At 69.6% G+C, this 25,684-nt stretch carries 21 protein-coding genes and 1 tRNA gene; 3 read left to right on the top strand and 19 right to left on the bottom strand.

Annotated elements, in window-relative coordinates; translation table 11 throughout:
- Positions 1-2: 2 nt before the first annotated feature.
- From ACX12L_RS02350 to ACX12L_RS02315, 8 genes are read right to left on the bottom strand one after another with little or no spacing between them, the layout of a single operon-like run.
- A complete protein-coding gene (locus ACX12L_RS02350) occupies positions 3-1,433 on the bottom strand; it encodes a cbb3-type cytochrome c oxidase subunit I (protein WP_459261136.1) in 1,431 nt (476 codons plus the stop codon).
- Entirely contained in the window at positions 1,430-1,933 is a 504-nt protein-coding gene (locus tag ACX12L_RS02345) for a hypothetical protein (protein ID WP_094438231.1), read from the bottom strand. The genes ACX12L_RS02350 and ACX12L_RS02345 overlap by 4 nt, the downstream gene beginning before the upstream one ends.
- Entirely contained in the window at positions 1,930-3,513 is a 1,584-nt protein-coding gene (locus tag ACX12L_RS02340) for a cytochrome b N-terminal domain-containing protein (RefSeq protein ID WP_459261135.1), read from the bottom strand. The genes ACX12L_RS02345 and ACX12L_RS02340 overlap by 4 nt, the downstream gene beginning before the upstream one ends.
- A 14-nt stretch (positions 3,514-3,527) precedes the next feature.
- Positions 3,528-4,385: an SCO family protein gene (locus tag ACX12L_RS02335; protein WP_459261134.1), complete on the bottom strand. Its 858-nt coding sequence runs from the start codon at positions 4,383-4,385 to the stop codon at positions 3,528-3,530.
- Positions 4,386-4,402: 17 nt separating this feature from the next.
- Positions 4,403-5,305, bottom strand: coding sequence for a heme o synthase (cyoE, locus tag ACX12L_RS02330; RefSeq protein ID WP_459261133.1), 903 nt, complete (start codon positions 5,303-5,305; stop codon positions 4,403-4,405).
- A 16-nt stretch (positions 5,306-5,321) separates the two neighbouring features.
- Complete coding sequence (locus ACX12L_RS02325; RefSeq protein WP_459261132.1) at positions 5,322-7,022, bottom strand: cbb3-type cytochrome c oxidase subunit I; 1,701 nt, start codon at positions 7,020-7,022, stop codon at positions 5,322-5,324.
- A 13-nt stretch (positions 7,023-7,035) separates the two neighbouring features.
- A complete protein-coding gene (locus tag ACX12L_RS02320) occupies positions 7,036-7,575 on the bottom strand; it encodes a cytochrome C oxidase subunit II (RefSeq protein ID WP_459261131.1) in 540 nt (179 codons plus the stop codon).
- A 12-nt stretch (positions 7,576-7,587) separates the two neighbouring features.
- Positions 7,588-7,740 (bottom strand): hypothetical protein, encoded by a 153-nt coding sequence (locus tag ACX12L_RS02315; protein ID WP_013520404.1) that lies wholly within the window; start codon positions 7,738-7,740, stop codon positions 7,588-7,590.
- 271 nt (positions 7,741-8,011) lie between these two features.
- Between ACX12L_RS02315 and ACX12L_RS02310 the strand changes: the two genes are divergently transcribed.
- Positions 8,012-8,929 carry a COX15/CtaA family protein gene (locus ACX12L_RS02310; protein WP_459261130.1) on the top strand — a complete coding sequence of 306 codons (918 nt, stop codon included), beginning with the start codon at positions 8,012-8,014 and terminating at the stop codon, positions 8,927-8,929.
- A 31-nt stretch (positions 8,930-8,960) separates the two neighbouring features.
- Here ACX12L_RS02310 and ACX12L_RS02305 read toward each other — a convergent pair.
- From ACX12L_RS02305 to ACX12L_RS02265, 9 genes are all read right to left on the bottom strand, one after another.
- Positions 8,961-9,035, bottom strand: a tRNA-Arg gene (locus tag ACX12L_RS02305).
- A gap of 103 nt (positions 9,036-9,138) precedes the next feature.
- Complete coding sequence (locus ACX12L_RS02300) at positions 9,139-13,224, bottom strand: translocation/assembly module TamB domain-containing protein (protein WP_459261129.1); 4,086 nt, start codon at positions 13,222-13,224, stop codon at positions 9,139-9,141.
- Between the two features lie 105 nt (positions 13,225-13,329).
- Positions 13,330-15,225 (bottom strand): autotransporter assembly complex protein TamA, encoded by a 1,896-nt coding sequence (locus tag ACX12L_RS02295; protein ID WP_459261128.1) that lies wholly within the window; start codon positions 15,223-15,225, stop codon positions 13,330-13,332.
- Positions 15,226-15,229: 4 nt separating this feature from the next.
- Positions 15,230-16,417: a vWA domain-containing protein gene (locus ACX12L_RS02290; protein WP_459261127.1), complete on the bottom strand. Its 1,188-nt coding sequence runs from the start codon at positions 16,415-16,417 to the stop codon at positions 15,230-15,232.
- Positions 16,418-16,491: 74 nt separating this feature from the next.
- Entirely contained in the window at positions 16,492-17,829 is a 1,338-nt protein-coding gene (locus ACX12L_RS02285; protein ID WP_459261126.1) for an MmgE/PrpD family protein, read from the bottom strand.
- Positions 17,826-18,608 carry an enoyl-CoA hydratase/isomerase family protein gene (locus ACX12L_RS02280; RefSeq protein WP_459261125.1) on the bottom strand — a complete coding sequence of 261 codons (783 nt, stop codon included), beginning with the start codon at positions 18,606-18,608 and terminating at the stop codon, positions 17,826-17,828. The genes ACX12L_RS02285 and ACX12L_RS02280 overlap by 4 nt, the downstream gene beginning before the upstream one ends.
- Before the next feature lie 11 nt (positions 18,609-18,619).
- Positions 18,620-19,780, bottom strand: coding sequence for an acyl-CoA dehydrogenase family protein (locus tag ACX12L_RS02275; RefSeq protein ID WP_459261124.1), 1,161 nt, complete (start codon positions 19,778-19,780; stop codon positions 18,620-18,622).
- Positions 19,781-19,796: 16 nt separating this feature from the next.
- Positions 19,797-20,993, bottom strand: coding sequence for a CaiB/BaiF CoA transferase family protein (locus ACX12L_RS02270; RefSeq protein ID WP_459261123.1), 1,197 nt, complete (start codon positions 20,991-20,993; stop codon positions 19,797-19,799).
- Between the two features lie 7 nt (positions 20,994-21,000).
- A complete protein-coding gene (locus tag ACX12L_RS02265) occupies positions 21,001-21,780 on the bottom strand; it encodes a GntR family transcriptional regulator (RefSeq protein WP_459261122.1) in 780 nt (259 codons plus the stop codon).
- A 261-nt stretch (positions 21,781-22,041) separates the two neighbouring features.
- On the opposite strand from ACX12L_RS02265, the gene ACX12L_RS02260 reads away from it, so the two are divergent.
- Complete coding sequence (locus ACX12L_RS02260; protein ID WP_459261121.1) at positions 22,042-23,055, top strand: Bug family tripartite tricarboxylate transporter substrate binding protein; 1,014 nt, start codon at positions 22,042-22,044, stop codon at positions 23,053-23,055.
- Positions 23,056-23,070: 15 nt separating this feature from the next.
- Here the strand turns inward: ACX12L_RS02260 and ACX12L_RS02255 are convergent, their stop codons facing one another.
- Both ACX12L_RS02255 and ACX12L_RS02250 read right to left on the bottom strand, forming a co-directional pair.
- On the bottom strand, positions 23,071-23,670 hold the full coding sequence (locus tag ACX12L_RS02255) for a GNAT family N-acetyltransferase (RefSeq protein ID WP_459261120.1): 600 nt from the start codon (positions 23,668-23,670) through the stop codon (positions 23,071-23,073).
- Positions 23,671-23,681: 11 nt separating this feature from the next.
- Complete coding sequence (locus ACX12L_RS02250; RefSeq protein WP_459261119.1) at positions 23,682-24,524, bottom strand: AAA family ATPase; 843 nt, start codon at positions 24,522-24,524, stop codon at positions 23,682-23,684.
- Positions 24,525-24,637: 113 nt separating this feature from the next.
- Between ACX12L_RS02250 and ACX12L_RS02245 the strand changes: the two genes are divergently transcribed.
- Positions 24,638-25,297, top strand: coding sequence for a c-type cytochrome (locus ACX12L_RS02245; protein ID WP_459261118.1), 660 nt, complete (start codon positions 24,638-24,640; stop codon positions 25,295-25,297).
- The last annotated feature ends 387 nt before the right edge of the window (positions 25,298-25,684 follow it).

Raw genomic sequence — 25,684 nt, 5'->3', positions numbered from 1 at the left:
CTTCATGCGGGCAGGGCCTGCGGCCTGGCCATGGCACGCAGCACGACGACGACGAACAGCAGCCCGCCGATGATGGCGATCAGGCCGCCCAGGCCCATCAGGCCCATGCCGGCGATCTCGGCCGTGCTGTGCAGCACCTGCTCGGCGCCGGCCACCTTGCGCTGCACTCCATAGCCGCCCGACCAGACCAGCCCGACGATGTGCATCAGCTGGCCCATGCCGTACAGCCAGGGCTGCCAGGTGGCCAGGCGTCCTTGCGGCGTCTGGTAGCCGAGGGCGGGCAGGATGCGGTACACGGCCCCCATGAGCGCCAGCGTCACGCCCACGATGCAGCCGTGGTAGTGTGCCGGAATGCGCACGTTGCTGCCCTGGATGAAGACGCCGATCATGCCCCCGGCGGCAAACAGCAGCACCGAGGACAGCAGCGCCGCGCGCAGCGGGCGCAGGGCGGCGTCCAGGCGGCGCAGGGACAGCACCCCCAGCACCGTGGCCAGGCCCACGGGCACGATGGCCGGGCCGCCGCCCAGGCGCATGGCCCAGGTCAGCAGGTTGCGGTGCTCGACCGAAGCCACGTCGTGCGCCAGGTAGGCATAGGGCGTGCTGAAGACGCCGGCCAGGGCCAGCAGGAACAGCAGCAGCGTGATGCGCGGGCTCAGGACGATGCGCGCGCCGCAGGCGCTGGCCAGCCACAGCCAGGCCACCAGCATGAGCAGCGTCCAGGTGAACTGCAGCGCATGGCCGCCGCCCCAGAACAGGATTTCGTAATACGCCTTGCCGTGCAGGCTGGTGGGTAGCACCAGCCATGACCAGGCAAAGCACAGCAGCGCCACTGCGGTGGCGATGGCGGCCGCGCTGAGGCCGAAATGCAGCGCCCCGCGGCCGTCATAGCCCAGCCCCAGCCGCGGCGCCGCCAGCAGCCCGCGCAGCACCAGCAGGGCCGTGCCCAGGGCAAACACCACCAGGCCGGCGAGGAACAATGGCGATTCCAGCACCGGGATGTAGTTCGCCATGATGGGCTCGCCAGGGTTGACGAAGGGTGACAGCGCCATGGCCAGCGTGCCGCCGCCGGTCACCCACAGCGCCAGCCAGCCCAGGCCTTGCACACGTGGATGGCCGTGCAGGCTCCACAGCAGCCCGGCCATGGCGACGAACCACACCAGCACCGACAGGTCCACGTGCAGCACCAGGGAGATGTGGAAGAAATTGGCCGCCGGCAGCCACTGGTTCACGTAGGGCGTGCGCGAGACCACGAGCAGCACGGAAAACAGGCCGGACCCTATCAAGGCAGCCAGGCCCAGCCACAGCCAGCCGCGCGCCAGGGGCAGGCGGCTGTCCTGCGGCAGGCTGAGCTGGTAGCTGGCCCCGGGGCGCGCCGCCGGCGGGCTGGCGGCGGGCTTGGCGGTCCGGCCGGGGAAGGTGGTGTTGGCAGTCATTGCAGAACGATGCCTCCCTTGTCCGGGTTGAAGTCGATCACCAGCACCTGTGCGGGCTGCAGGTTGACGGTTTGTTCCAGCTGGTGGGTTTGCGCGGAGGCGCTCTGGCTGTCCTTGAGGCGCACGGCGATCCTGTGTTCGCCCGCGGCGATGTTGAACCGCTGGTACAGCGTGGAGGCGCCATCGCGCGACAGGCCCGCGGGAGGCGCGCTCTGGTCGAGCACGGTCTGGCCGTCGATGTCCACCGCGATGTGCACGGGTGAACGCTCGCGCTCGCACTTCATGGCCTTGCGCATGTTGGGGGCCATCTTGGCCTGTTCCTCTGCCGTGTAGGGGCGGCATTCGGCCAGGCGCGCGCCGTGGTGGATGAAGCTGACCTTGATCTGTGCCATTCCGTCCGGCAGCGGGTGGTAGACCGGCCAGCGTGAAAACACGCCCAGCGCCAGGGCAAAGCTGCCGTACAGCAGTGCCTGGCCGGTCCAGTTGAGTGCGCGGTTCATCTATGGCTCTCCTCAGAAGCAGGGGGTGCGCCAGGCTGGCAGCGCTGGCGCAAGGCGTCCAGCGCCGCGGCCAGCGCGGGTTCGTCGCCCGTGTCGGTCCAGGCCACGTCCCAGCGGTCGTGCGGCACCGATCGGCGCAGGTGTGGCTCCCTCTCGCCCGTCAGGCGCTGCTCCGTCCAGCGCTGCCCCAGGCGGAACGCACAGCCGCCGGCGCGGCAGCCGTTGACCAGCACGGCGTCGGCCCCGGCGCGCAGGGCGTATTCGATGAACGAAGGCGGCAGGGCCCCCGCGCATACCAGCTTGAAATGGAGCACGTCGGGCGCATCCAGTCGGCCTTGTGCCCCCTGGTCGCAGCCGAAGACCACCAGGCGCCTGGGCCCGGGCAGGGCGCGCAGGCCATCCACCAGCTGTTGGCGCAGTGCGTGGACGGGCCATTGCGGCATGTCTATGCCCGTCACCAGCTGCTCGGCGCTGCGAAAGGGGGTGGACGAAGGGCAGGAGCCGGCGCAGACGCCGCAGCTCGCGCACAGGTCGGCGCGGACCTGCGCGAGGCGCATGCCCGGCTTGCCGTTGGGGTGTGCCACCATGGTGATGGCCGAATAGGGGCAGTCATCGAAGCAGCGCGCGCAGCCGCTGCAGTGTTCGGGGTAGACCACGGCGACCGCCTGGCGCGCCGCCGTGGGCAGGAATGGCGGCAATGCCAGCAGCACGAAGGCCAGGCCCAGCAGCACCCAGACCGTCGTCGGGGAGGTGGCATCCATGAGCGGGTGGATGAACAGCAGCCACCAGTCCAGCGCCAGCGTGGTGGGCAGGCTGCCCAGGTCCGCCGGGCCCTGGCTGTGTACCGGCAGCGCCAGCGCCAGCGCCAGCAATACGGCCAGGGTGCCGCCTGCCAGGGGCCGGGGCGGAAACACCTTGGCCAGGCTGATGCGCTGGATGTGGAACCACAGGCCGAAGATCACCAGCAGCGGGACCCCGATGTGGATGAAGATGAACAGGGTGAACAGCCTGTCGCTCAGGCTCGCGTCGCCCAGGAAATTGCGCGCCAGCGGCGCGGCGAGGAAGGGAAGCGCGTCCAGCCATTCGGCCGTGGCCACCACCGAGTACTGGCCCAGGCGGTCCCAGTTGAGCCAGAAGCCCCCCACGGCGCTGACGAAGACCAGGCCGACCAGCGGCACGCCCGTCCACCAGATCATCCGGCGCCAGTGCCGGTAGCGCCCCAGCAGCCATTCGCGCAGGATGTGCAGCCCCATCACGAGCACGAAGGCATCGGCCGCGTAGCGGTGCAGCCCGCGCAGGGCGGTACCCAGCATCCACGGCACGTCCGCCAGCGATGCGATCGACCGGTAGGCCCCGGCGGCCGAAGTGTCCAGGACGATGAACAGGATGCTGCCGCTGGCCACCAGCAGCCACAGCAGCAGGAAGCCCAGTGCGCCCAGTTGCTTGAGGGGATTGCCCGCGCTGCCGAAGGCCGCGTCGAAGCCATGCTCCAGCGCCCGGTAGGCATTGGCGAGGCGTGGCAGCGGTGGCGGTGACGTGCTGGGCCCCGTGGGGTCGAGGGCTGAACCTGGCAAAGACATGACTACGGGGCGCGTCAGGCGTTGCGCGCTCCCTTGTGGCGGGCGCTCTTGCGGCTGGAACGCCATTCGTTGATGAAGAAGATCATCATCGCGATGAAGAAGGTCACCCCGCCGGCGATCTGTATCGGCAGGGTGTAGTCCACCTTGTAGGCACCGGTCTTGGGGTCGTAGACGGTGCACAGGATGCGCACGCGGTCGAGCAGCTGATCGATCAGTTCATTGGACTCGACGGGCATGCCCGCCAGCAGCATCTTCAGGGGCTCGCCCAGTTCCGCCGGGACCAGGCTCTCGCCATAGACCTGGCGCACGATGCGCCCCTCGGCATCGAGGATGGAGACCTGCAGCACATGGTCGAACCCGGCAGGCGTGGCCTGGAAGACGAAGCCGAAATCCTGCGCCAGGGCGGGCACGATGGCCCCGGGCGGGCTCAGGAACTCCCAGTTGGGCTGGCGGATGCCGTACTGCGTGGCAAAGGCCTTGAGCGCCTGCGGCGAGTCGGCCGGCTGGTTGAAGCCTATGCTCACCACGTTGAACTGGTTCGGTCCCACGCTTTTCTGCAGGCCCTCCACGGTTTCCTGCAGCGAGCGCGTGGTGGTGGGACAGACCTGGAAGCACCCGGTGTAGATGAAGCTCACCAGCAGCGGCTTGCCACGGTACGACGCGAGGGATACGGGCTGGCCTTCGCGGTTCAGGAGGATGTGTTCGCCGACCTTGCGGCCGATGGCTGCCTGGCTGGCGCGCAGCGCCGCCTCACGGTCGAGCCCCAGATCGGCAGAGCCGTCGGTGGATGCCATGGCCGGCAGGGCCAGCGCCAGCCCCAGGGTGCATGAAGCGACTCCCCGGAGCAGACGTGGCGGAAGCGACCAGACCATGGCGGTCACCCTCGATGTCACCGCAGGGCAGCATCCAGGCAGGCGGCGACCAGCAGGACACTCAGTTGCACCAGCGATGCGAAGAACGATCCCATGGCAGCGGCGCGGTCTCCGGGCCTGCGCGCCAGCTGCCAGGACTTGTACACGAAGTGCACACCCCCCGCCAGCGCGCCCAGGCCGTACACCGGACCGGCGCCATAGGCCAGCGGCGTGAGCGATGCGATGAACAGCAGCGTGGTGCAGAGCAGCACGGTGCGCGCCGCGCGCTCCGGCCCCACGACCACGGGCAGCATGGGGACGCCTGCCTGTGCGTAGTCGGCGCGGTTGGCGATCGCCAGGCTCCAGAAATGCGGCGGCGTCCACAGGAACAGCACCAGCGCCAGCAGCCAGGGCAGGGGGCCCAGGTCGGGGTCGACCGCGGCCGCGCCGGCCAGCACGGCAAAGCTGCCGGCCAGGCCGCCGATGACGATGTTCATGGTCGTGCGGCGCTTGAGCCACAGGGTGTAGACCACGCCGTAGAAAAAGGCGCCCAGGAACACGTGCAGCGCTGCCGCGCCATTGAGCACCAGCCAGGCCGCCGCCACTGCCGCCGCCAGCAGCGCCGCCATCAGCACCAGCCAGGCCGGATGGTGGGGCAGCGCGCCGGTGGCGAAGGCACGCCGGCTGGTGCGCTTCATCAGGCGATCGCTCTCGAACTCGACGTACTGATTGAAGGCCCCCGCGCTGGCCGAGGCCAGCAGCACGGACAGCGCCAGCACCAGCGTCTCCACCCAGCTGGGCGCAGGCCCCGGCGTGATGGCCATGCCCACGAGCGCGGTGATCATGATCAGCATGCCGATGCGCAGCTTGAACAGCGAGATGACGTCGCGCGTCATCTGCGCTGCGCTGTGCATGGCGGGCTTGAACGTGGTGGTGTGCATGGCGCTGGGCTCCGTGTCAGCTCAGGCTCCACAGCTGGCCGAGGTACTTCCAGTTGACGAAGTAGTACAGCACGAAGGCCACGAGGAAGAACATCGCCAGCACGAAGGTGCCGGGTGCGACGAAGCCGGCCGAGCCATAGGTCTGCGCAGCTGCCGTGGGGGCTGCGCGCGAGACTGGGGTGAACCTCGGGCTGGGTGCGCCGGCATCCAGCCGCCTGCCCCACAGCAGCGAGCCCACGGTCACGTAGATGTAGATCACGCCACCCGCGATGGCCGCCACGCCGGCGATGCCGACCAGGCCCATCATCAGGTAGGCCGCGCCGGGCCATTCGTAGGCCAGGGCGTTGCCGCTGAAGGCCATGTCCCAGTGGCGGCGCGAGACCCCCAGCGTGCCCGCGCCCATCATGACCAGGCAGAAGAAGTACATCGAGAAGCCGAACAGGTAGGGCTGCAGCCTGGCCAGGCCGGGCGCGATCATCTCGCGCTTGAACAAGGCCGGGATCAGGAAGTAGGTCAGCGCCATGAAGGTCAGCGTGGTGCCGACCACCACGGTGGCGTGGAAGTGACCGGGCACGTAGATGGTGTTGTGGATCAGCAGGTTGAGCTGCTCGGTGCCCATCATCACCCCGGAGATGCCGCCCAGGAAGCCAAAGCCTATGAGGGAGATGAATACGCCGGAGAAGGTGGGGTTGCTCCAGGGGGCCTTGCGCAGCCATTCGAACAGGCCCTTGTTGTAGCCCTTGGCGCGCTGGGCCACCTCCATGGCGCCGGGAATGGACAGGGCATGGATCATGGAGCCGAGCACGGCGAAGTACATGAAGTAGCTGGTGTTGACGATCTTCCACTCGGTGCTGACGCCGGGGTCGGCCAGGATGTGGTGGGCGCTGGCCAGCTGCAGGAACAGGATGTACAGCAGGAAGGCGCCACGGCTGACGCGCTCGGACATGGGCTTGGCGCCGAAGGCGATGGCGGCTACGGCGTACCAGATGGAGATGTGCGCGGCGACGTTGATCTGCTGCGAGGAGTGGCCGAAGGCCCACCAGACCACGCGGTAGACCAGCGGATCGACGCTCTTGAGCAGGCCCACGGAGACGAGGAAGGTCGGCACCAGGATGAAGGCGCCCGACAGGATGGTGAACACCGCGATGATCGCGGCCGTCAGGGCGCCGAAGGTGACCAGGGGGATGGAGCCTTCGTAGGTCTTCTCGCGCTTGGCCACGACCAGCGTGCCGAAGAAGACGCCGCAGGCGATCAGCGCGCCGACGGCGAACAGGATCAGGCTCAGGTAGAACGACCAGTGCGCCATCATCGGCACATAGGAGGTCATCATCACGCTGGACTCGCCCTGGAACACCGTGATGTTGTTCCACACCGCGCCCACCAGCATCAGCGCAAAGCCCGCCCAGGCGATTTTGGGCGTGGCGATGCGGCAGCGCAGCAGCGTCGATGAGGCGAAGTACAGCACGGCGACTTCGAAGAAGATGATCCAGAAGATCAGCATGTCGATGCCGTGGGCCGTGAGCACCATGTAGAAGGTGTCGGCGGGCAGCCAGTGCACGGCAGGCCAGCGCGTGAGCACGACGCCGATGGCCAGCAGGCCGCCGACGAGCAGCGCCACCACGGCCATGAAGGCGTTGGCCATCATGAGTTTTTCGGCCTGGGCCTCGAATTGAAGGCCCGTGCGCGGGCAGGTACGGTAAGTGGTAGAGACAGCCATGACAATCCTCCGCTTACTTCACGTAGATGCGGCCGAGCATCTCGTGGTGGCCGATGCCGCAGTATTCATTGCATATGACGGAAAAGGTGCCCGATTCGTTGGGCGTGACCTTGATCACGTGCTCATAGCCCGGCACCACCTGGATGTTGATGTTGGTCGGCTGCAGCGAGAAGCCGTGGTTGTAGTCCATGGAGGTCAGGTGCAGCTTGTAGGTCTTGCCCTTCTCCAGCTCGAGAATCGGCCACCAGTTCCACAGGCGGCCGATCATGTAGACGTCGGATCCTTCGGGCGGGGCGACCACGGGAATCTTCTGTTCGGTCTCCGTGCGCACCGTCCATTTGTCCACGGCCGCCTGCGTCTGGGCGGTGAACTTTTCGGGTGTCGTCTTGTAGGTCTCGGTGGCCAGGTTCTGTTTGCCGTAGATGTGCCAGAACACCATCATGAAGAACATGACCATGCACCAGATGAAGGAAATGGCGATCCAGATGCCTTCCACGCGATCGAGTGGATGCTTCCACCACAGCCGCTCCGAAGGGGGCAGTATTGCGCTCATGGTGTAGCTCCTTTACTTGGCCAATGGGATGGTCAAGATGTCGATCACACCCCACAGGTTGTAGACAACCATGGGAATCATCACGCCCAAAAACAGCAGCAAAAACGGGCTGTCCAGCAATTGCTGTATGAGCGGAACCTTTTCGTCCTCGTCGTCGTGGTGCATAGCTCTTTCTCCTTGGCACGCTTCTCGATCACTAGGATTCTTGACTTTGACAGTCGGTTAAAAAATGCGCTATGTCAAATTTTCGGTGTTGAGGGATTTGGGTAAACCCTTGGCTTTGTCCGAAAAGTCTGATTTTGGTGACACTGATCAGGTGCCGTTGTCTTGACATGTCTCATCTGGCGGGAACACTGGCGCCCTTTGGAGCATCACCTTGTCACACACCATGCCTTCTCCCGCTTCACAACCACGCAGGCGCCTGGTACTGCAACGCATGGCCTGGCTGTGTGCGGCCCTGGTGCTGGTGATCGTCAGCCTGAGCGCCTTCATCCGCCTGTCCCGGGCCGGGCAGGGCTGTGAGCCTTGGCCGCAGTGCCAGGACGTCACCGCCACGGAGGGGCAGGCCGGCGCCGCGCAGCCAGATCCGGGCGATGGCGTGGCCATGGCACGCGTGGGCCACAGGGTGGTGGCGTCGACGACCCTGCTGCTGGTGCTGGCGATGGCGGGGCTGGCGCTTGCCTCGGGCGCGGCCCTGCGGGCCGAGGCGCGCCTGGCGCTGGTGCTGGTGGCGCTGGCGCTGTTCCTGGCGGTGCTGGGCCGCTGGAGCGGGCAGTCGCGCCTTCCGGCGGTGACGCTGGGCAACCTGCTGGGGGGCTTTGCCATGTTCGCGGTCAGCGTGCGCCTGGCCCTGGTGGCGGGGCGCACCGGCACGGCAGGTCAGCGGCCGGTGCCGGCGCCGTGGCAGGGCGTGGCGACGGCCCTGGCATGGGTCCAGGTCGCGCTGGGGGGGCTGGTCAGCGCCGGCCAGGCGGGGCTGAGCTGTCCGGCCCTGGGCGCATGCGACTGGCGCGCCGGATCGTGGCAGGCGCTCAACCCATGGGTGATGCCTGCCATCGACGTGCTGCCTACCCATTCCGCAGGTGCGCTGGTGCACATGCTGCACCGCTGGAGCGGCATGGCGCTGGCCCTGGTGCTGCTGGTGCTGGCCTGGCAGGCGTGGCGCCTGGGGCGGCAGGCAGTGGCCGCCTGGCTGATTGTCTTGCCATTGTTGCTGGTGGCGCTGGGGCTGGTGCAGGTCTGGCTGCGCCTGCCGCTGCCCCTGGTGCTGGCGCACAACGCCGCCGCAGCGCTGCTGCTGGCGGTGCTGATGGGGATGGGGACGCACCGGCCGCGCCACGCCGCTCCGTGGTGAGCGACGGCGGGCGCGGGGCGCCGCGAGGAGATGGTCCCCCCGACAGGAATCGAACCTGTATCTAGCGCTTAGGAGGCGCTCGTTCTATCCATTGAACTACGGGGAGGACGGGCACGATTGTAAGGGCGCTGCAGCATGGCATTTCTGCTATTTCCCTGATAGCTTCTGGCGCTTGCTAGATGGGCCTTGCAAGCGGATTTCGCCTGTATTCAGTCGTAGCGCACCGTATAGATCAGGTCCACCGCGCTCTGGATGCCCGTCTGACCGCGCAGCGTGAGGTGCTTGGACAGGTCGTAGAAGATGTAGAGCGTGCCCAGCACGCCCGAGAGGCTGCGTTCGTAGGTCACGTACAGGTCTTCGGACAGGCGCTTGCCGAGGGTGAGGGCGGCTTCGCTGGCGTCGTCTCCGGCCTGGGGGCCCTTGAAGCCGATCTCGTCCAGGCCCAGGCGCTTGGCGATGCCGTCGGTGCCGCCGCCCGAGCCGCGGCCCAGCAGCGCCAGGGCGGCCTGCTGCAGGAGCGCCGCTTCGGCGCCGCCGGCGCTGGCGCTGCGGCCCAGCACCACCCAGGAGAGCTTTTCGGCGTCGGGCAGGTCGGGGTCGGCGTACAGGCGCACGCGCGGCGCGTGCGCCGTGCCCGTGACCTGCACGCCGGCGCGCACGCTGATGTTGGGGCGCAGGGCCAGGATGTCCAGCGACGGGTTGTCGTAGGGGCCGGAGAAGCGCAGCAGGCCCGTTTCCACGTCCAGCGCCTGGCCCCAGGCGCGGTAGCGGCCCTGCACGGTGTGCACTTCGCCGGTCACGCGCGGCTGGCCGCCGGTCGCGGCGCTGCTGCGGATCTCCAGTTCGCCGGTCAGGCGCGTGGTGATGCCGTGGCCCTGCAGCGCGAAGTCTTCGCCCAGGTTGAGTGCGACGGCGATGTCCGGCGGCTTGGCGGCCTGTACGCGGCCCGATGCCTGGGCCGCCTGCTCGGCCTGCGCGGCGGCCGCGCGGTCGAGGGCGGCCGAGTGCACGACCACGTCGCTGCCGAGCGTGGGCGCGCCGGCCTCGGGCAGGATGATGGTGGCGCGGTCGGTGGTGAGCTTGCCGCGCAGTTGGAACTGCCCGCCCTGCAGCCGCGCCTGCAGGTCGCCCGAGACGCTGAGCTGCCGGTCGGCGCGCACCAGCAGCTGCAGGGCCTGTGCGCGGGCGCGCAGGTCCATGGCGATGCCCGATGCGCCGGTACCGCCCGCCGCGCCCCAGGACAGGCTGCCGCTGCCGCTGAGCGTGCCGCCGTCCTGCGGCGCGGGTGTGCGGTTGCCGCTGTAGCCGGCAATGCGGGCACGGCTGCCCTGGCCGCCGTGCACCAGCAGTTCGGTGATCTCCAGCCGGTCGCCCTGCAGCGTGGCGCGCAGGCGGCCGTCGGTGAGTTGAACGCCGTCGAGCAGCGAGCGCACGCCGAACCGGTCGGCCGCGAGCTGTCCGCGCCACTGCGGCGCGGCGCGCGTGCCGGAGAGGCGCGCGTCGGCGCTCAGCGTGCCGTTCACGCGCCAGCCCGGCGGCGCCAGGGCGGACCATGCGCCCACATCGGGCAGCTCGGCGCGCACCGTGGCGGCCAGCGGGGCGTCCTCGGGCCAGGCCCAGCCGCCGTCCGCGCGGGCCAGGCGGGTGCTGGCGTCCACCTGCACGCGGCCGGCGCGCTCGCTGTCCCATTGCAGTTGTGCGCGCAGGCCCTCGCCTTCGGCGCCTATCGTGAGTTCGGCCTGGCGCAGGCCGGCGGGCGTGCCCGCCCCGGCCACGGCCTGGGGCGCCTGCGCACCCTTGCCCTGGCCGCTGCTGTGCACGGCGGTGCCGGGCGCCACTTCGCCCGTGAGGATGCTCAGGTCGCCGCTGCTGCGCCGCAGGCTGGCGCTGGCGCGCAGGCGCTCGCCGGCGTCTATGTCCCAGCGGCCCTCCAGCACCAGGTTGCCGGCCAGCCCCAGGCGCGTGAGCAGGCCCTGGCCGTCCGTGCGCCAGGCGTTGGCCCAGGCCAGCGGCAGGCCCAGCAGCTCGCCCTGGCTGCGCAGCTGCGCCGCGCCCTGCGCGCCCTGCGCGCCTTGCGCGTAGCGCAGGGGCTGCCAGCGCAGCAGGGCCTCGCCGGGCTGCGGGCCGGTGATGCGCACCTGGCCGGCCGATGCGTCCACGGCCAGGCGCGGCGACTGGCGCAGGTCCAGCGCCAGCGGCTCGGCCATGCTCAGCGTCCACGGGCCGGGCTGGCCGTCGGCCGATGCCTGGACGCGCAGCTCGCCCAGCCGGGCCTGCCAGCGGCCCGCGCCGCGGCTGCCCCCGTCGGCGCGCAGGCGCAACTGGGCGCGCCAGCCGGGCTGGCCCGGCGCGGCGGGCTGGCGCAGCTCGCCGTCCCATTGCAATCGGGCCTGCGCCAGCGTGCCGTCCAGCGCCGCCGTGCCGCGCAGCAGTTCCAGCGTGAACGGGGCCGGGTTGCCGCCCGACTGCGCCGCGCGCGCGATCTGCAGGCGCGGGGCATCGAGCCGCGCCTGCAGCGTGAAGCCGCCGCCCTGCGCGGGCGCCGCCACCGGCGCGCCGGCGGGAATGCCCGCGGCCTGCAGCTGGCGCTGCAGCGTCTGCCAGCCGCCGCGCCACTGGGCGTTCAGCTCGGCGCTGCCGTCCAGGCTCCAGCCGGCCAGCGCGCCGGACAGGCCCGGCAGGCCGTCCAGCCAGCGCTGGGTGCGCCGCGCATCGGCCAGCCGCAGCGCCAGCGTGCCCTGGCCGCCCTGCGTCGCCACCTGCCCGTCGAACTGCGCCGTGGCGCCGGGCAGCGTGGCCTGCAGCCGGCCTTGCGCCGAGAGATTGGCCGTGTCGATGCGCAGCGCCTGCGCGCGGACCTGGGCCTGCAGCGCATCGAGCAGCAGGCGGTCGATGGCGATGTGGTCGCCCTGCCACAGGCCTTGCGCGGCCAGTTCCTGCACGCGCAGGGGGGCGGACGCCCCGGCCGGGCCGCGGCCGGCAGCGCGCAGCTGGACGGCGAAGCGCACGGCGCCGTCCTCGCGCGTGTCGGCGCTGGCCGTGCCGCTCAGGGGGGCGGCGTCCAGCTGCGTGTGCAGGGCCGCGGGGTCGAGCGCGCGCACCTGCGCGCTGCCCTGCAGCGCGCGCGTGGCGGGCGTGAAGCGGCCTTGCAGGGCCACGCTGCCGCGGCCCACGTGCAGCAGGGCCTCGGGCACGGTCCACTGCTGCCCGTCGTAGGCGGCGCTGGCCTGCAGCGTGGACAGGGGCAGGCGCTGGCGGTCCCAGGGGCCGGGCTCGGTGTTGCGCAGCGTGGCCTGCATGCGCCAGCCGTCGGCGCCGTCGGCGGCGGGCTCCAGGCGGGCGCTGCCGCTGAGCCGCGTGGCGGGCGCCTGCGGCCACAGGGCCGCGAGGTCCAGCGCCTGCAGCTCGGCCGTGGCCTGTAGCAGGGGCTGGCCGGCCCAGGGGGCGATGCGGGCCTGCAGGTCGGCGTGCAGCGGGGGGTGGTTGGCCGCGCCGTCCTCGGTGCCGCGCAGCTGCGCCGTCAGGTTCAGTCGCGCGTCGGCCGTGGCCAGCTGGCCCTGCACGCTGGCCTGGGCCAGCGCCTGCAGCGCGTGCGTGCTGCCGGGCACGCTGGTGTGCACGCTGCCGTTGAGGGTGGCGGTGAGCGCCATGGGCGCGTGCGCCTGCAGCGTGGCCAGCAGGGCGTAGCGGCCCTGGGCCAGCGTGACCTGGTTGATGGCCAGGCGGTGCTGTGCGCCGTCGTAGCGGTACGAGCCGGCCAGGCCGTCGATGGTGATGGGGCTGGCGCTGGCCCAGGTGATGCGCTGCACGCGGAAGGGCAGCTCCACGTGCAGCGGCAGCACGAGCTGCTGCAGGGGCTCGGCGGGCGGCTCGTCGCGGCTGGGCTCGCCCTGCGGCGTGAGGGTGACCTGCGCGGCTTCCACGGTGCCCAGCCGCAGCTGGCGACGCAGCAGCGGCGCCAGCTGCCAGGCGATGCGCGCGTCGCGCACCTCCACGGCCAGCGTGGGGCTGCTCCAGCGCAGCCAGCCGATGCGCCCGCCCGCGCGCAGCGAGCCGCTGACCTCGCCCGCCTGCAGGCTCTGGCCTTCGGGCAGGTACTGCGCCACGCGCGCCAGCGTGGAGGCCAGGGACGTGCCGGTGCCGGCCCACCACCACAGCGCGCCCAGCAGCGCGAGCAGCACGGCCAGCAGCGCGGCCAGGTAGCCCAGGGCCCGGCGTCCGCGGCTGCGGCGCGGCGGCCGGGGCGGCTGCGCGGCGGCCGCGGCGTAGGGCTGGGGGTTGTAGGGCGATGTCATGTTCTATGAAAACGATAGCTGCTTGCGCAGGTATCTATTGGTTTTTAGTATCAAATCAATCTGAATATCAGGATGAACAAGCGCTGAAAGCTCACTTTTTTGATGTCAGAACGTGTAGCCCAGCCGCAGGTGCAGCCGCAGCTGGCGCGATTGCAGCCCATAGCCCAGGTCGGCCTGCAGCGGGCCCACGGGGCTGCGCCAGCGCAGGCCCGCGCCCGCGCCCACGCGCGCGCTCAGGTCGCCGGGCTTGTCGGCCACGGCACCGGCGTCGATGAACAGGGCGCTTTCGAAGTCGGTGCGGTTGCCGCGCACGGTGATGGGGCGCTGCCACTCCATGCTGCCCACGGTCATGTAGCGGCCGCCGAAGAGTTCGCCGTTGTTGATGCGCGCGCCTATGCTGCGGTAGCCGTAGCCGCGCACCGTGGTGTCGCCGCCGGTCAGGAACAGCTGGGTCACGGGGATGTCGGCGCCCTCGCGCGCCAGCACAGCGCCGCCCTCCAGCCGCAGCGACAGGCGGCTGCTGCGGCGCAGGTTGTTGCCCATCTCCACGCGCCCCAGGTCGATGAAGGACTGCCAGCGCAGTAGCGCGCGCAGGAACGGGTCGCGCGCGGGCCGCAGCGTGGTGCCCGCGCCGAACTCGCCCGCCAGGCCCCAGCCGCGCGTGGGCGAGGTGTTGTTGTTGAAGTAGCGCCCCGTCCAGCTGTAGTTGGCGCTGATGGCGCTGCTCGATGCGGGCGCGCCCACGCCATGGCTCTTGGCCGTGTCGTGCTGCAGGAAGTAGCTGCGGTCGATGTGGTTGCCGCTCTGCGTGCGCCCGGCGCGCAGGCGGGAGCTGTCCACGTCGAAGCTGCCCGTGGCCTCGCGCTGCAGCTGCACTCCGGTGAACCAGCGCCAGCCGTCGGCGGCGGGCAGGGCGGTCCAGTCGGTGGACAGCAGCCTGCGCTCGCGGTCCAGCGCCACCTTGGTGACGGCGCGCCAGCCCAGGCCCGGCAGGCGGTTGTGGATGTGGTCCATGGACAGGCGCGGCCCGCTGTCGGTGGAGATGCCGACGCCGAAGACGAGCTTTTGCAGCGGCGCGTCGCGCACCTGCGCGACCACGGGCGTGGCCTGCGGGTCGCCGTGCCCGGTGTCGAGCGTGAGGAACACCGCGTCGTAGTAGCCGCTGCCGGCCAGGCGCTGCTGGGCGTCGAGCAGCTGGGTCTCGCTATAGTCCTCGCCCGTGGGCAGGCGCGCGATGCGGCGCATGCCTTCGGCGTCGTAGCGCTCGCCGCCCTTGATCTGCAGCGGGCCGAAGCGGTAGGCGGGGCCGCTGTCGTAATGCACCGACAGGCGCGCCCGGGCCTGGTCGGCGTCCACGTCGGCGCGGCTCTCGGCGATGCGCGCCGTGGGGTATTTGCGCTCCTGCAGCTGGCGCAGGCCCTGGGCCTTGGCCGCGTCCCAGTCCTGCTGGGTGAAGGGAGCGTCCGGCGGCAGGCCCCAGCCGCGCCGCAGCTGGGCCTGGCGGCGGGCCAGGTCCGGCGCGTCGGCGCCGCCGTCGCTGGACACGGCGACGTCCACGCTGGCGATGTGCGTGCGCGGGCCCGGCAGCACGCGCACCTGCACGGTGCGCGCCGGCGCGTCCTTGTCCGGCGCGGGGGTGTCGTTCAGCGTGATGGTGATGTCGGGGCTGAAGTAGCCCAGCGTGGCCATCAGGCCGCGCACGTTGGCGTCGGCCGCGCCCAGCAGGCGCGTGAGCTCCTGGGCCTGCAGATCGGGCAGCTGGCGAAAGCGCTGCAGCTCCATGTGCTGGGACAGGTACTCGCGCACGGCGTCGTCGTCCGCCTGGACGTCGAGCGCGAAAGCGTCGGGGCTGCCGGTGTCGGCGGGCTGTGTCTGGGTGGTGCTTGCGTCGTGCCCGTCCGGCGTGCCGCGCAGCACGCTGCAACCCTGGACCAGCACGACGACGATGGACAGAAACAGCAACGCCGGCCATCCGGCCGGCGCTGGAGGCTTGTGGAACATGCGGCTATTTTGACAAAAGCCGCATCGTCTCTTCCAGGCCCTTGAGTGACAAAGGGTACATGCGGTTGCCCATGAGCTGCTGGACGATGGCGATGCTCTGGCGGTACTGCCACACGCCCTGCGGCTCGGGGTTGATCCAGGCGAACTTCGGAAACGCGTGCGTGAGGCGCTGCAGCCACTCGGCGCCGGGCTCCTCGTTGTTGTATTCCACGCTGCCGCCGGGCTGCAGGATCTCGTAGGGGCTCATGGTCGCGTCGCCCACGAAGATCAGCTTGTAGTCCTTGTTGTACTTGCGGATGATGTCCCAGGTCGGGAACTTCTCCGCGAAGCGGCGCCGGTTGTTCTTCCACATGAAGTCGTAGACGCAGTTGTGGAAGTAGTAGAACTCCAGGTGCTTGAACTCGCTCTTCACGGCGCTGAAAAGCTCCTCCACGCGCTGGATGTGCTCGTCCATCGTGCCGCCCACGTCCATGAGCAGCAGCACCTTCACGTTGTTGTGGCGCTCGGGCACCATCTTGATGTCCAGGTAGCCCGCGTTGGCGGCCGTGGCGCGGATGGTGTCGGGCAGGTCGAGCTCCAGCTCGTGCCCCTCGCGCGCGAACTTGCGCAGGCGCCGCAGCGCCACCTTGATGTTGCGCGTGCCGAGTTCCTGCGTGTCGTCGTAGTCGCGGTAGGCGCGCTGCTCCCAGACCTTCACGGCGCTGCGGTTCTTGCCCGCGCCGCCGATGCGGATGCCCTGCGGGTTGTAGCCGCCATGGCCGAAGGGGCTGGTGCCGCCCGTGCCGATCCACTTGCTGCCGCCCTGGTGGCGCTCCTTCTGCTCCTCCAGGCGCTTCTTCAGTGTCTCCATGAGCTCGTCCCAGCCCATCTTCTCGATGGCGGCCTTCTCCTCGGGGCTGAGCTCGCGTTCGAGCATCTTGCGCAGCCAGTCGGCGGGGATCTCCTTGGTGAAATCGGCCAGCATCTCCACGCCCTTGAAGTAGGCGGCGAACGCGCGGTCGAACTTGTCGAAATGCTTCTCGTCCTTCACGAGCGCGGTGCGCGCGAGGTAGTAGAAGTCGTCCAGGCTCCAGGCGTCGTCAGAGCGCGGGCCGACCACGCCGGCCTGCAGCGCTTCGAGCAACGCGAGGAATTCCTTGACCGACACCGGCAGCTTGCCGGCGCGCATGGTGTAAAAAAAGTCGATCAGCATGGGAAGACAACCTTGATCTTCCCATTATGGGACCGACCGGCAAGCGGCGCTTGTCATGCGCAGGACGCCGCCGGCTACCCCCCGGCCTTGCCGCTGCGCGCCAGAATTGCCCCGCGCAGGGAATGCAGCAGGGAGCCCATGGGCTGGTCCATGCCCGCGGCGAGCCAGCCGGTGGCAATGGCCGCGGGCGCCGCGACCTGGCCGTTGGCGGCGCAGTCGGCCCATTTGGCCTGCAGGTCTTCGTCGGTGACCGGGTCCTGCAGGGAGCCGGGCGCCCAGTCCACCAGGATGGCGTCGCTCCAGCCCGGGCCGGTGATCGTTACCCGTACCGGCGCCGTCTCCAGCGGCTCGTGCGGGCCGGGCCGCTCCGCAACACGGACCTGGCGCATTTGGGGCAGCAGCGCGCCGCGGTTGGCGGCGGCATCGCTGAAGCTGGCCAGGCCGATGTGGCCGTCCACCCATGCCGCGGCGGCGCAATAGGGGGCGCTGAACTTGGCCTGCAGGCCGGTTCGCGGCTGTGGGTACTTGAGCGGCGCCACGCTGCCATGGGGCAGCAGCAGGTCGATGGCCACGGGCGCGTCGCCCGCCTGCGGCGGGTGGCGCTCGCGCAGGCGCTGGATGCCCGCGATCATGCGGTGCGTCAGGTAGCAGCTGGGGTAGCGCTTGACCTCGAAGCCCGGCGCCAGCATGGCCCAGGGCGTCAGGGCGTCCCAGCGTGGCGGATCGAGCCTGGCCCCGCCGGCAAATGCGTGTGCGAAGCCGGCGAGGGCATCGTCGCTCGCGGTGGCGCCCGCGCGTGCCAGGCCCACGGCGCGGATGGCGGCGCTGGCCGCGAAGCCCACGTGCAGCGGCTTGGTGTCGGTGCCGAAGTTGGCGCGCAGGCCGCAGGCCGAGCTGGCCGCGATCGACAGCGCCGTGCGCCACTGCGCCACGGGCAGGCGCAGCAGGTGGGCATAGGCGGCGACCGCGCCCACCACGCCCAGCGTGCCGGTGGCGTGAAAGCCCAGCGCATAGTGGCCGAAGCCCAGCCAGGCGCCCAGGCGCAGCATGGTCTCCGTGCCCACGAGGTGGGCCGCGAGCAGGTCGGCCAGCGTGACCTCGCCCTCCGCGCGGTCGATCCCCGCGAGCAGCGCCGACACCACGGGCGCGCTGGGGTGGCAGGTGGCGAGCATGCAGACGTCGTCGTAGTCCAGCGCATGCGAGGCGGCGCCGAGCACGAGCGCCCGGTGCTCCGCGCCGGCCGTGTCGGCGGCCTGCGCGGCGGCGCGGGCGGCGGGTTCGCCGGCGCCGCCCACCATGCAGGCCAGGGTGTCGAGCCAGGCGCGGCGGGCATGTTCCATCGCGGCTGCCTCGATGGCCGGGGCACGCCGCGCGTAGACCATCTCGGCCAGGCTCCAGAAACCGGTGTTCACCTTTGAGTCCATTTCGGCTCCCTTTTTTCGTTGAATGCGCGTATGCCTTCGATCCGGTCTTCCGAGCGCACCAGCAGGTTGTGGAACGCCAGGTCGAGGGCGTAGCCGCTGCGGAAGTCGCAGTCCGCCCCCTGCTGCAGCGCGACCTTGGCGGTGCGGATGGCCATGGGGGCGGCGCGGGCGATCTCGCGCGCGAGCTCCAGCGCGCGGGCCAGGTGCGTGCCCGCGGCCACGTATTCGTTCAGGATGCCCCATTCGTGCGCCTGCCGCGCCTGCACGCGCGCGCCGGTGAAGAGCATCTGCTTGGTCTTGCGCACGCCGATGGCGCGGGTGAGGTTCTGCAGCCCGCCGCCGCCGGGCAGGAAGCCGCGCTTGACCTCGGGCAGCGCGATGTCGCAGGTGTCGTCGCCGATGATGAAGTCGCACATCAGCGCCAGCTCGATGCCGCCGCCGTGCGCGATGCCGTGCAGGGCCGCGATCACGGGGCGCGGGAAGTCGCGGATGAGCAGCAGCACGTCCTCGATGAGCTGGTGCTGCGCGGCCCAGTCCGCGTCGCTCATGCCGTTGCGCTCCTTCAGATCGCCCCCGGCGGAAAACGCGCGCGGTCCGGCGCCCTGGATGACCAGGCACGACAGCGTGGTGTCGTAGGCCAGCTCGCGCAACAGCGTCCACAGCTCGCGCCACATGGCGGTGTTGAAGGCATTGAGCACCTCGGGGCGGTTGAGCGTCAGCACCGCGACGCCGGGGCTGGCGTCCTTCTCGAACAGCAGGGTTTCCATGGCGGGATTCCTCAATAAGAACGCGGCATGTCCAGCAGGTGCTGGGCGACGTAGGCCAGCACCAGGTTGTTGGAAATCGGCGCGGTGCGGAACAGGCGCGTTTCCTTCCACTTGCGCTCGATGTCGTACTCGGTGGCCACGCCGTAGCCGCCGTAGGTGGTCATGGCGGCCTCGGCGGCTTCCCACGAGGCTTCGGAGCACAGGTACTTGGCCATGTTGGCCTCGCCGCCGCAGGGCAGGCCCTGGTCGAACAGCGTGGCGGCCTGGTTGCGCATGAGTTCGGCCGCGCTCAGGCTCATGTGCGCCCGCGCTACGGGGAAGGCCACGCCCTGGTTGGCGCCGATGGGCTTGTCGAACACCACGCGGTTGGTGGCGTAGGTGCGCGCTCGCTCGACGAACCACTTGCCGTCGCCCACGCATTCGCTGGAGACGAGCAGGCGCTCCGCGTTCAGCGAGGACAGCAGGTAGCGGAAGCCCTGGCCTTCCTCGCCCACGCGCCAGGCGTCGGCCACCTCCAGGTTGTCGATGAACACCTCGTTGGTGTGGTGGTTGAGCATGGTGTCGATGGTGCGTGGCTGCAGCGCCTTGCCCGCCTGGGCGATGTCCACCAGGAACAGGCTCAGGCCGTCGGTCTTGCGCGCCACGTCCTCGTAGGGCGTGGTGCGGGCCAGCAGCAGGTACATGTCCGACTGGCGGAAGCGCGAGGTCCAGATCTTCTGGCCGTTGATGACGTAGCCGCCATTCACCTTCTTCGCGAAGGTCTTGATGCGCAGCGTGTTGGAGCCCGCGTCCGGCTCGGTCACGCCGAAGGCCTGCAGGCGCAGGTCGCCCGTGGCGATGCGCGGCAGGATGGCCTGCTTCTGCGCCTCGCTGCCGTGCTGCAGCACGCTGGCCATGGTGTACATCTGGGCGTGGCAGGTGGCCGCGTTACCGCCCTGGCGGTTGATCTCCTCCAGGATCACGCAGGCGTCCAGCAGGCCGAGGCCGGAGCCGCCGTACTGCTCGGGGATCAGGGCCGCGAGCCAGCCGGCCTCGGTCATGGCCGCCACGAACGCGTCGGGGTAGGCCTCGCGCGCGTCGCAGTCGCGCCAGTACGCATCGCCGAAGCGCCGGGCCAGCTCGCCCACTGCGGCGCGGATCTCCTGCTGGGTGCTCGAATACGCGAAATCCATCATGTCTCCTTGTCAATCAAATCTGTACGGCGCCGCTGTGCACCAGTTGCGCGATGCGCGCCTCGCTCATGCCGGCGGCGCGCAGCAGGGCGTGCGAATCGGCGCCGACGCGCGCGCTCAGGTGGCCGGCGAACTCACGCGTGCCATCGAAGCGGATGGGTGTGCCGATGGCGTTCAGGGGCTGGGCCGGACCACCGTCCCAGGCCAGCGGGCGCGCCATGTCCACGGCCTGGATCTGCGTGTCCTGCATCACCTGCGAAAGGTCGTGCACGGGGCTGACCGGCACGCCCTGCGCCTCCAGCCGCTCGATGATCTGGGCGACTGGCAGCCTGCCCGTGGCGGCCTCCAGCGTGTCGTGCACCAGGTCCCGGTGCTTCACGCGCTCGGCATTGGTGGCGAAGCGCGCGTCCCCGGCCAGGTCGCTGCGTTCCAGCCCTTGCAGCAGCTTGCGGAACAGCCGGTCGTTGCCGCAGCCGATGAACACCTGGCCGTCCGCGCACTGGAACACCTCGTAGGGCATGAGCATGGCGGTGGCCGAGCCCATGCGGCGCGGCAGCCTGCCGCTGGCGCTGTGGTTGGCGATGGGGTTGGTCATCCAGGCCAGGCCGGTTTCCAGCAGCGAGGTGTCGATGCGGCAGCCGCGGCCGCTGTCCTTGCGCTGCGAGATGGCCGCGGCGATGCCCAGCGCCGACCACAGCGCCGTGCCCATATCGACCATGGACACGCCCACGCGGGCGGGTGGCAGCCCCTCGTGGCCGTTGACGGACATGATGCCCGAGTAGGCCTGGATCAGCGGGTCGTAGCCGGGAAAGGCCGCGCGCGGCCCGCTCGTGCCGTAGGCGCTGATGGCGCAGTAGATCAGCCCGGGGCGGCCCTCGGCCAGGGCATCGTAGCCCAGCCCGCGCTGCTCGGCGCTGCCGGGCTTGAGCGAATGCACGAAGACGTCGTCGGGCCGCAGCAGGCTGGCCAGCAGGGCCTGCCCGTCCGGGTGGTCCAGGTCGATCGCCAGGCTCCGCTTGCCGCGGTTGAAGGTGGCGTAGGTGGGCGACATGGCCGCGCCGATGTTCGGGGCCCAGTGGCGCGTGTCGTCGCCGGCGCCAGGGCGCTCGATCTTGATCACGTCCGCACCGAGGTCGGCCAGCACCTGGGTGCAATAGGGGCCGGCGACGTTCTGCGTGAGGTCGATGACGCGTTGTCCTGCCAAGGGCTTCATGGGGCTTTCATTCCTGGTGGGGTGGGGATTGCGTGATGCCGCCGCCCGCGACGTGGCGCAGCGTGACGGCGTACTGGAAGCGGTCCTGCGGGTGCAGCGAATCGGTCACCTCCAGCAGGGCGCGCTGGTGGCCGTAGTACCAGCGCTGGATGCGCAGCAGCGGCTCGCGCGTCTTGCAGCGCAACAGCGCGGCCTGCTCGCGCGTGGCGATGCTGATGCCGATGACCTGGCGCACTTCGCTGACCATGCGGCCGTGCAGCCGCTGCACCTCGATGAACACCGGCAGGCCGGAGCGGCCGGAGGCTTCGATGGCCGGTTTGCTGGCCTGCGGCACCCAGACCGAGGACAGGACGATCGGCGCCTCCTGGTCCGCGGCCGTGCGCAGCGTGCGGGCCATGCACCAGGTCTCGCCGGCGCCCGCGCCTATCCATTCGGCGGTGGCCTCGTCCAGCGTGACGTCCTTGACGTCGAGGATGCGCACCATGGTGTTGCGGGCGTACAGGGCCAGTTCCGAGATGTTCTGCAGCGAGTGCGACGGCGTCAGCTCGGGCTTGCGCCGCAGCACGCGCGTGCCCACGCCCTGATGGCTGGCGACCAGCCCCATCGACTGCAGGTCCGCCAGCGCCGCGCGCACCGTGTGCCTGCTCACGCCCAGTTCGGCGCAAAGGGAGGATTCGGCCGGCAGCAGGGCGCCGACGGGCCACAGGCCGCATTCGATGCCGCGCAGGATGTGCGCGCGGACGTGGCCGCGTTTGCCTGCATGGGACGGTGGATGAGGTACGGACATCGGGAAGAGGGGCGCTGCTTGTACGGACAAGCTTCGCGGCTTGTGCCGTTTCATGAGGCTCGGGGTAACCCGGTCTTGTCCGGTCGCCGCCGTACAAGTCGGGGTTGTCCCGCAAGGGGGGCGAAAAACCGATTTCTATACTGCCCTGGGCTTCGACGGAGGCCTGTTCCAGGCCCGGCCACACATCTGCGGACGAGGTGCCATACACAACAGAGACAACGGCCGATGGCGCGAGCCATGCGGCTTTTTCAGGAGCTTTCCATGTCCCTCGATCTCGAACAATCCCGCCGGGCGATGGGCCGCCGCGACCTGCTGGCCCTGGGCGCCGCTGCCCTGGCCGCCCATGCCTTGCCGGCGCGCGCCAGCGAGGCATGGCCCGCCAAGCCCATCCGCATCATTGCGGGGCAGGCGCCGGGCTCGTCCAACGACTCCACGGCGCGGGCGTTCGCCGACTACGCCGCGCAGAAGCTGGGCGTGCCCGTGGTGGTGGAAAACAAGCCGGGCGGCCTGGGCATGATCGCCGCCGAGAGCGTTGCCCGGTCGACCCCTGACGGCTATACGCTGCTGCTGTCGCTGCACAGCCAGCCCGCGCAGGCGCCGGCCCTGCTGAAGAAGCTGTCGATCGACACCGACAAGGACTTGCTGCCCATCGCGGCCATGGGCGTCGGCCCGGTCGTGGCCGTGGTGAACAAGGACTTTCCCGTGCAGACGCTGGAGCAGGCGATCGCCTATTCCAGGAAAAAGCCGATCAATGTCGGCAACTACTCCATCGGATCGGGCTGGCAGCTGATGCTGGCCCAGCTGGCCAAGGACACCGGCGGGCAGTTCAACGTCGTCAACTACAAGGGCACCGGCGCCATGCTGATGGACCTGTACGCCGGCACCATCGACATGGGCGCAGGCTCGCTGGCGGGCATGGGCGCGGGCCTGGACAAGGGCGCAGTCAGGCCGGTGGTGATCACCGTGGGCGACAAGTCGCGCCGGCTGCCGGGCATTCCGCGATGGGTCGATGCCGGCTTCAAGGGGCCGGCCTATGAAGACCTGGCCGAATGCAACATGCTGTTCGCCCCGGCCGGCACGCCGCCCGAGGTGGTGCGGCGCCTGGCCGATCTGTTCACGTCGTCGGTGAACGAGTCTGCGCGCATCAAGGCAGTGCGTGAAACGCTGCACGAGGAAGGCCCGATACTCACGGGCGACCCGCTGCGCCAGTTCATCCAGCGCACCTGGCCGAGCTACCGGCGCCTGACGCGCGAGCTGAACCTGGTGGTGGACTGACCTGCGGCGCTTTCGTCAGGCGCTCTCGTGGCGCCCCAGCAGGTAGAGCAACTGCGCCCTGGCCTCGGGCCACTCGCCGCTGCGCATGCTGTACATCACCGTGTCGCGGATGGTGCCGTCGCGGCGCAGCGCGTGGCCGCGGATCACGCCATCCTTCTTCGCGCCCAGGCGCTCGATGGCTTTTTGCGAGGCGAAGTTGTAGTTGTCGGTGCGCCAGCCCACCACGTGGCATTGCAGCGTGTCGAACGCGTGGCCCATCATGAGCAGCTTGCACGTGGTGTTCACGTGGCTGCGCTGCACGCTCCTGGCGTACCACGTCCAGCCGATCTCCACGCGCCGCACGGCGGGCAGGATGTCGTGGTAGCTGGTGCTGCCGAGCACGCGGCCCGTGGCCTCGTCGATCACGGCGAAGGCGAAGCGGCTGCCTTCCTCTCGCATCTTCAGCGCGGTCTCGATGTAGGCGCGCGTGTCCTGCGGCTCGGGAACGGAGGTGACGCGCAGCTTCCACAGCTCGCCGTCGGCCGCGGCGGCGGCGATGCCCGCCTCGTGTCCGGGCGCCATTGGCTCCAGGCGTACGCCACGCTCGCGCAGGATGATGGGTTCCACGAAAGCCATGGCGCGCGCCTTCAGCGGTTGCGCTGGTTCATGAATACCAGCTTCTCGAACAGGCTCACGTCCTGCTCGTTCTTGAGCAGCGCGCCCACGAGCGGCGGCACAGAGACCTTGTTGTCGGCGCTCTGCAGCGCTTCGAGCGGGATCTCCTCGGCCACGAGCAGCTTGAGCCAGTCGATGAGCTCGCTGGTCGAGGGCTTCTTCTTCAGGCCCGGCAGGCCGCGCACGTCGTAGAAGGTCTTCATCGCCACGGTGAGCAGCTCGCTCTTGAGCGTGGGGAAGTGCACGTCGACGATCTTCTTCATCGTCTCGGGCTCGGGGAACTTGATGTAGTGGAAGAAGCAGCGGCGCAGGAAGGCGTCGGGCAGCTCCTTCTCGTTGTTCGAGGTGATGAAGACCAGCGGGCGGTGGCGGGCAGCGACCATCTCGCGCGTCTCGTAGCAGTAGAACTCCATGCGGTCGAGCTCGCGCAGCAGGTCGTTGGGGAATTCGATGTCGGCCTTGTCGATCTCGTCGATCAGGAGCGCCACGGGCTTGTCGGCCGTGAAGGCCTGCCACAGCACGCCCTTGACGATGTAGTTGTGGATGTCCTTGACGCGCTCGTCCCCCAGCTGCGAATCGCGCAGGCGGCTCACCGCGTCGTATTCGTACAGGCCCTGCTGCGCCTTGGTGGTGGACTTGATGTGCCACTGCAGCAGCGGCATGTCGAGCGCCTGCGCGACCTCCTCGGCCAGCATGGTCTTGCCCGTGCCGGGCTCGCCCTTGACGAGCAGCGGGCGCTGCAGTTTGATGGCGGCGTTGACGGCCAGCATCAGGTCTTGCGTGGCAACGTAATTCTGTGAACCTTGGAATTTCATGGGCCTTGGCTTGAAATAGGGAAATCGTTGATGAAAAGGCTTGACAGGCGCTGCCTATAATCGTCTGCGATACAGAAGATGGAGACAACCAATCGTTTGATTGTGCGCGCAAAATGAAAAAGACACTGACCACGCTATTCGGCCTGTCCGTCGCCTGTGCGACTGGGTTGCTCCACGCCGAGGAGATCAAGGGAGACGCCAAGGCCGGGGCGGGCAAGATCGCCATGTGCATTGGCTGCCATGGCATTCCGGGCTACCAGTCGAGCTTTCCGCAGGTGCACAAGGTGCCCATGATCTCGGGGCAGGGCGCCAGGTACATCGCTTCGGCGCTCGAAGCCTACAAGAAGGGCGAGCGCAAGCACCCCACCATGCGCGGCATTGCCGACACGCTGACCGAGCAGGACATCGCCGACGTGGCCGCCTACTACTCGGAGCATGGCAAGCAGGGCGAGCTGCCGGCCAAGCCCGCGCGCGAGCCCGATGCCCAGGTGGCGCAGCTGCTGCAGAAGGGCGCCTGCGTGTCCTGCCACGGCGAGAACTTCGCCAAGCCCATAGACCCGTCCTACCCCAAGATCGCGGGCCAGTATGCGGACTACCTGTTCGTGGCCCTCAAGCAGTACAAGAACGACCAGGGCGCGTACGTGGGCCGCTCCAACGCCATCATGGGCGGCATCGCCAAGCAGTTCACCAACGCCGAGCTCAAGGCGCTGGCGGGCTACGTGAGCTCGCTCCAGGGCGATCTGCAGGTGGTGCCCGAGTCGCGCTTCCGCTGACCTTCGTCCGGTCGCGCGGCGAACCCGCAGGTGCTGCGGGTTTTCTTTTTCCAATCGCGAAAGCCGGCATCGATCCGAGGGGAATCATTGTCGGCAATAGGGTTATTTGTTACAGTGACGACCATGCGCTTCCCTGCTTCCATCCCCTGCATCCGTACCGCCCGGCTGGCCAGTGCCATGGCCGCGCAGGCGCGTGCGCTGCGCAAGCAGGGCGTCTGGCAGCCCGCATTCTCGGCCTGATCGCCAGGCCTGCCAGGCCCGGCGTTTACCGTCCGCGCGCCTCGCACTTCCTCCCCTAGCGTCTTCACCGGCCGTACTGCGGCCCCGTGCCACCGGGCATGGGCGCGCGCATGTCCGCCGCATGTGTCCACGGCCCGACGACGCTGC

It is taken from the genome of Alicycliphilus sp. T452, assembly GCF_054512775.1.
The sequence above is the reverse complement of the archived record's forward strand: the minus strand, read 5'-3'. Positions and strand labels throughout refer to the sequence as shown.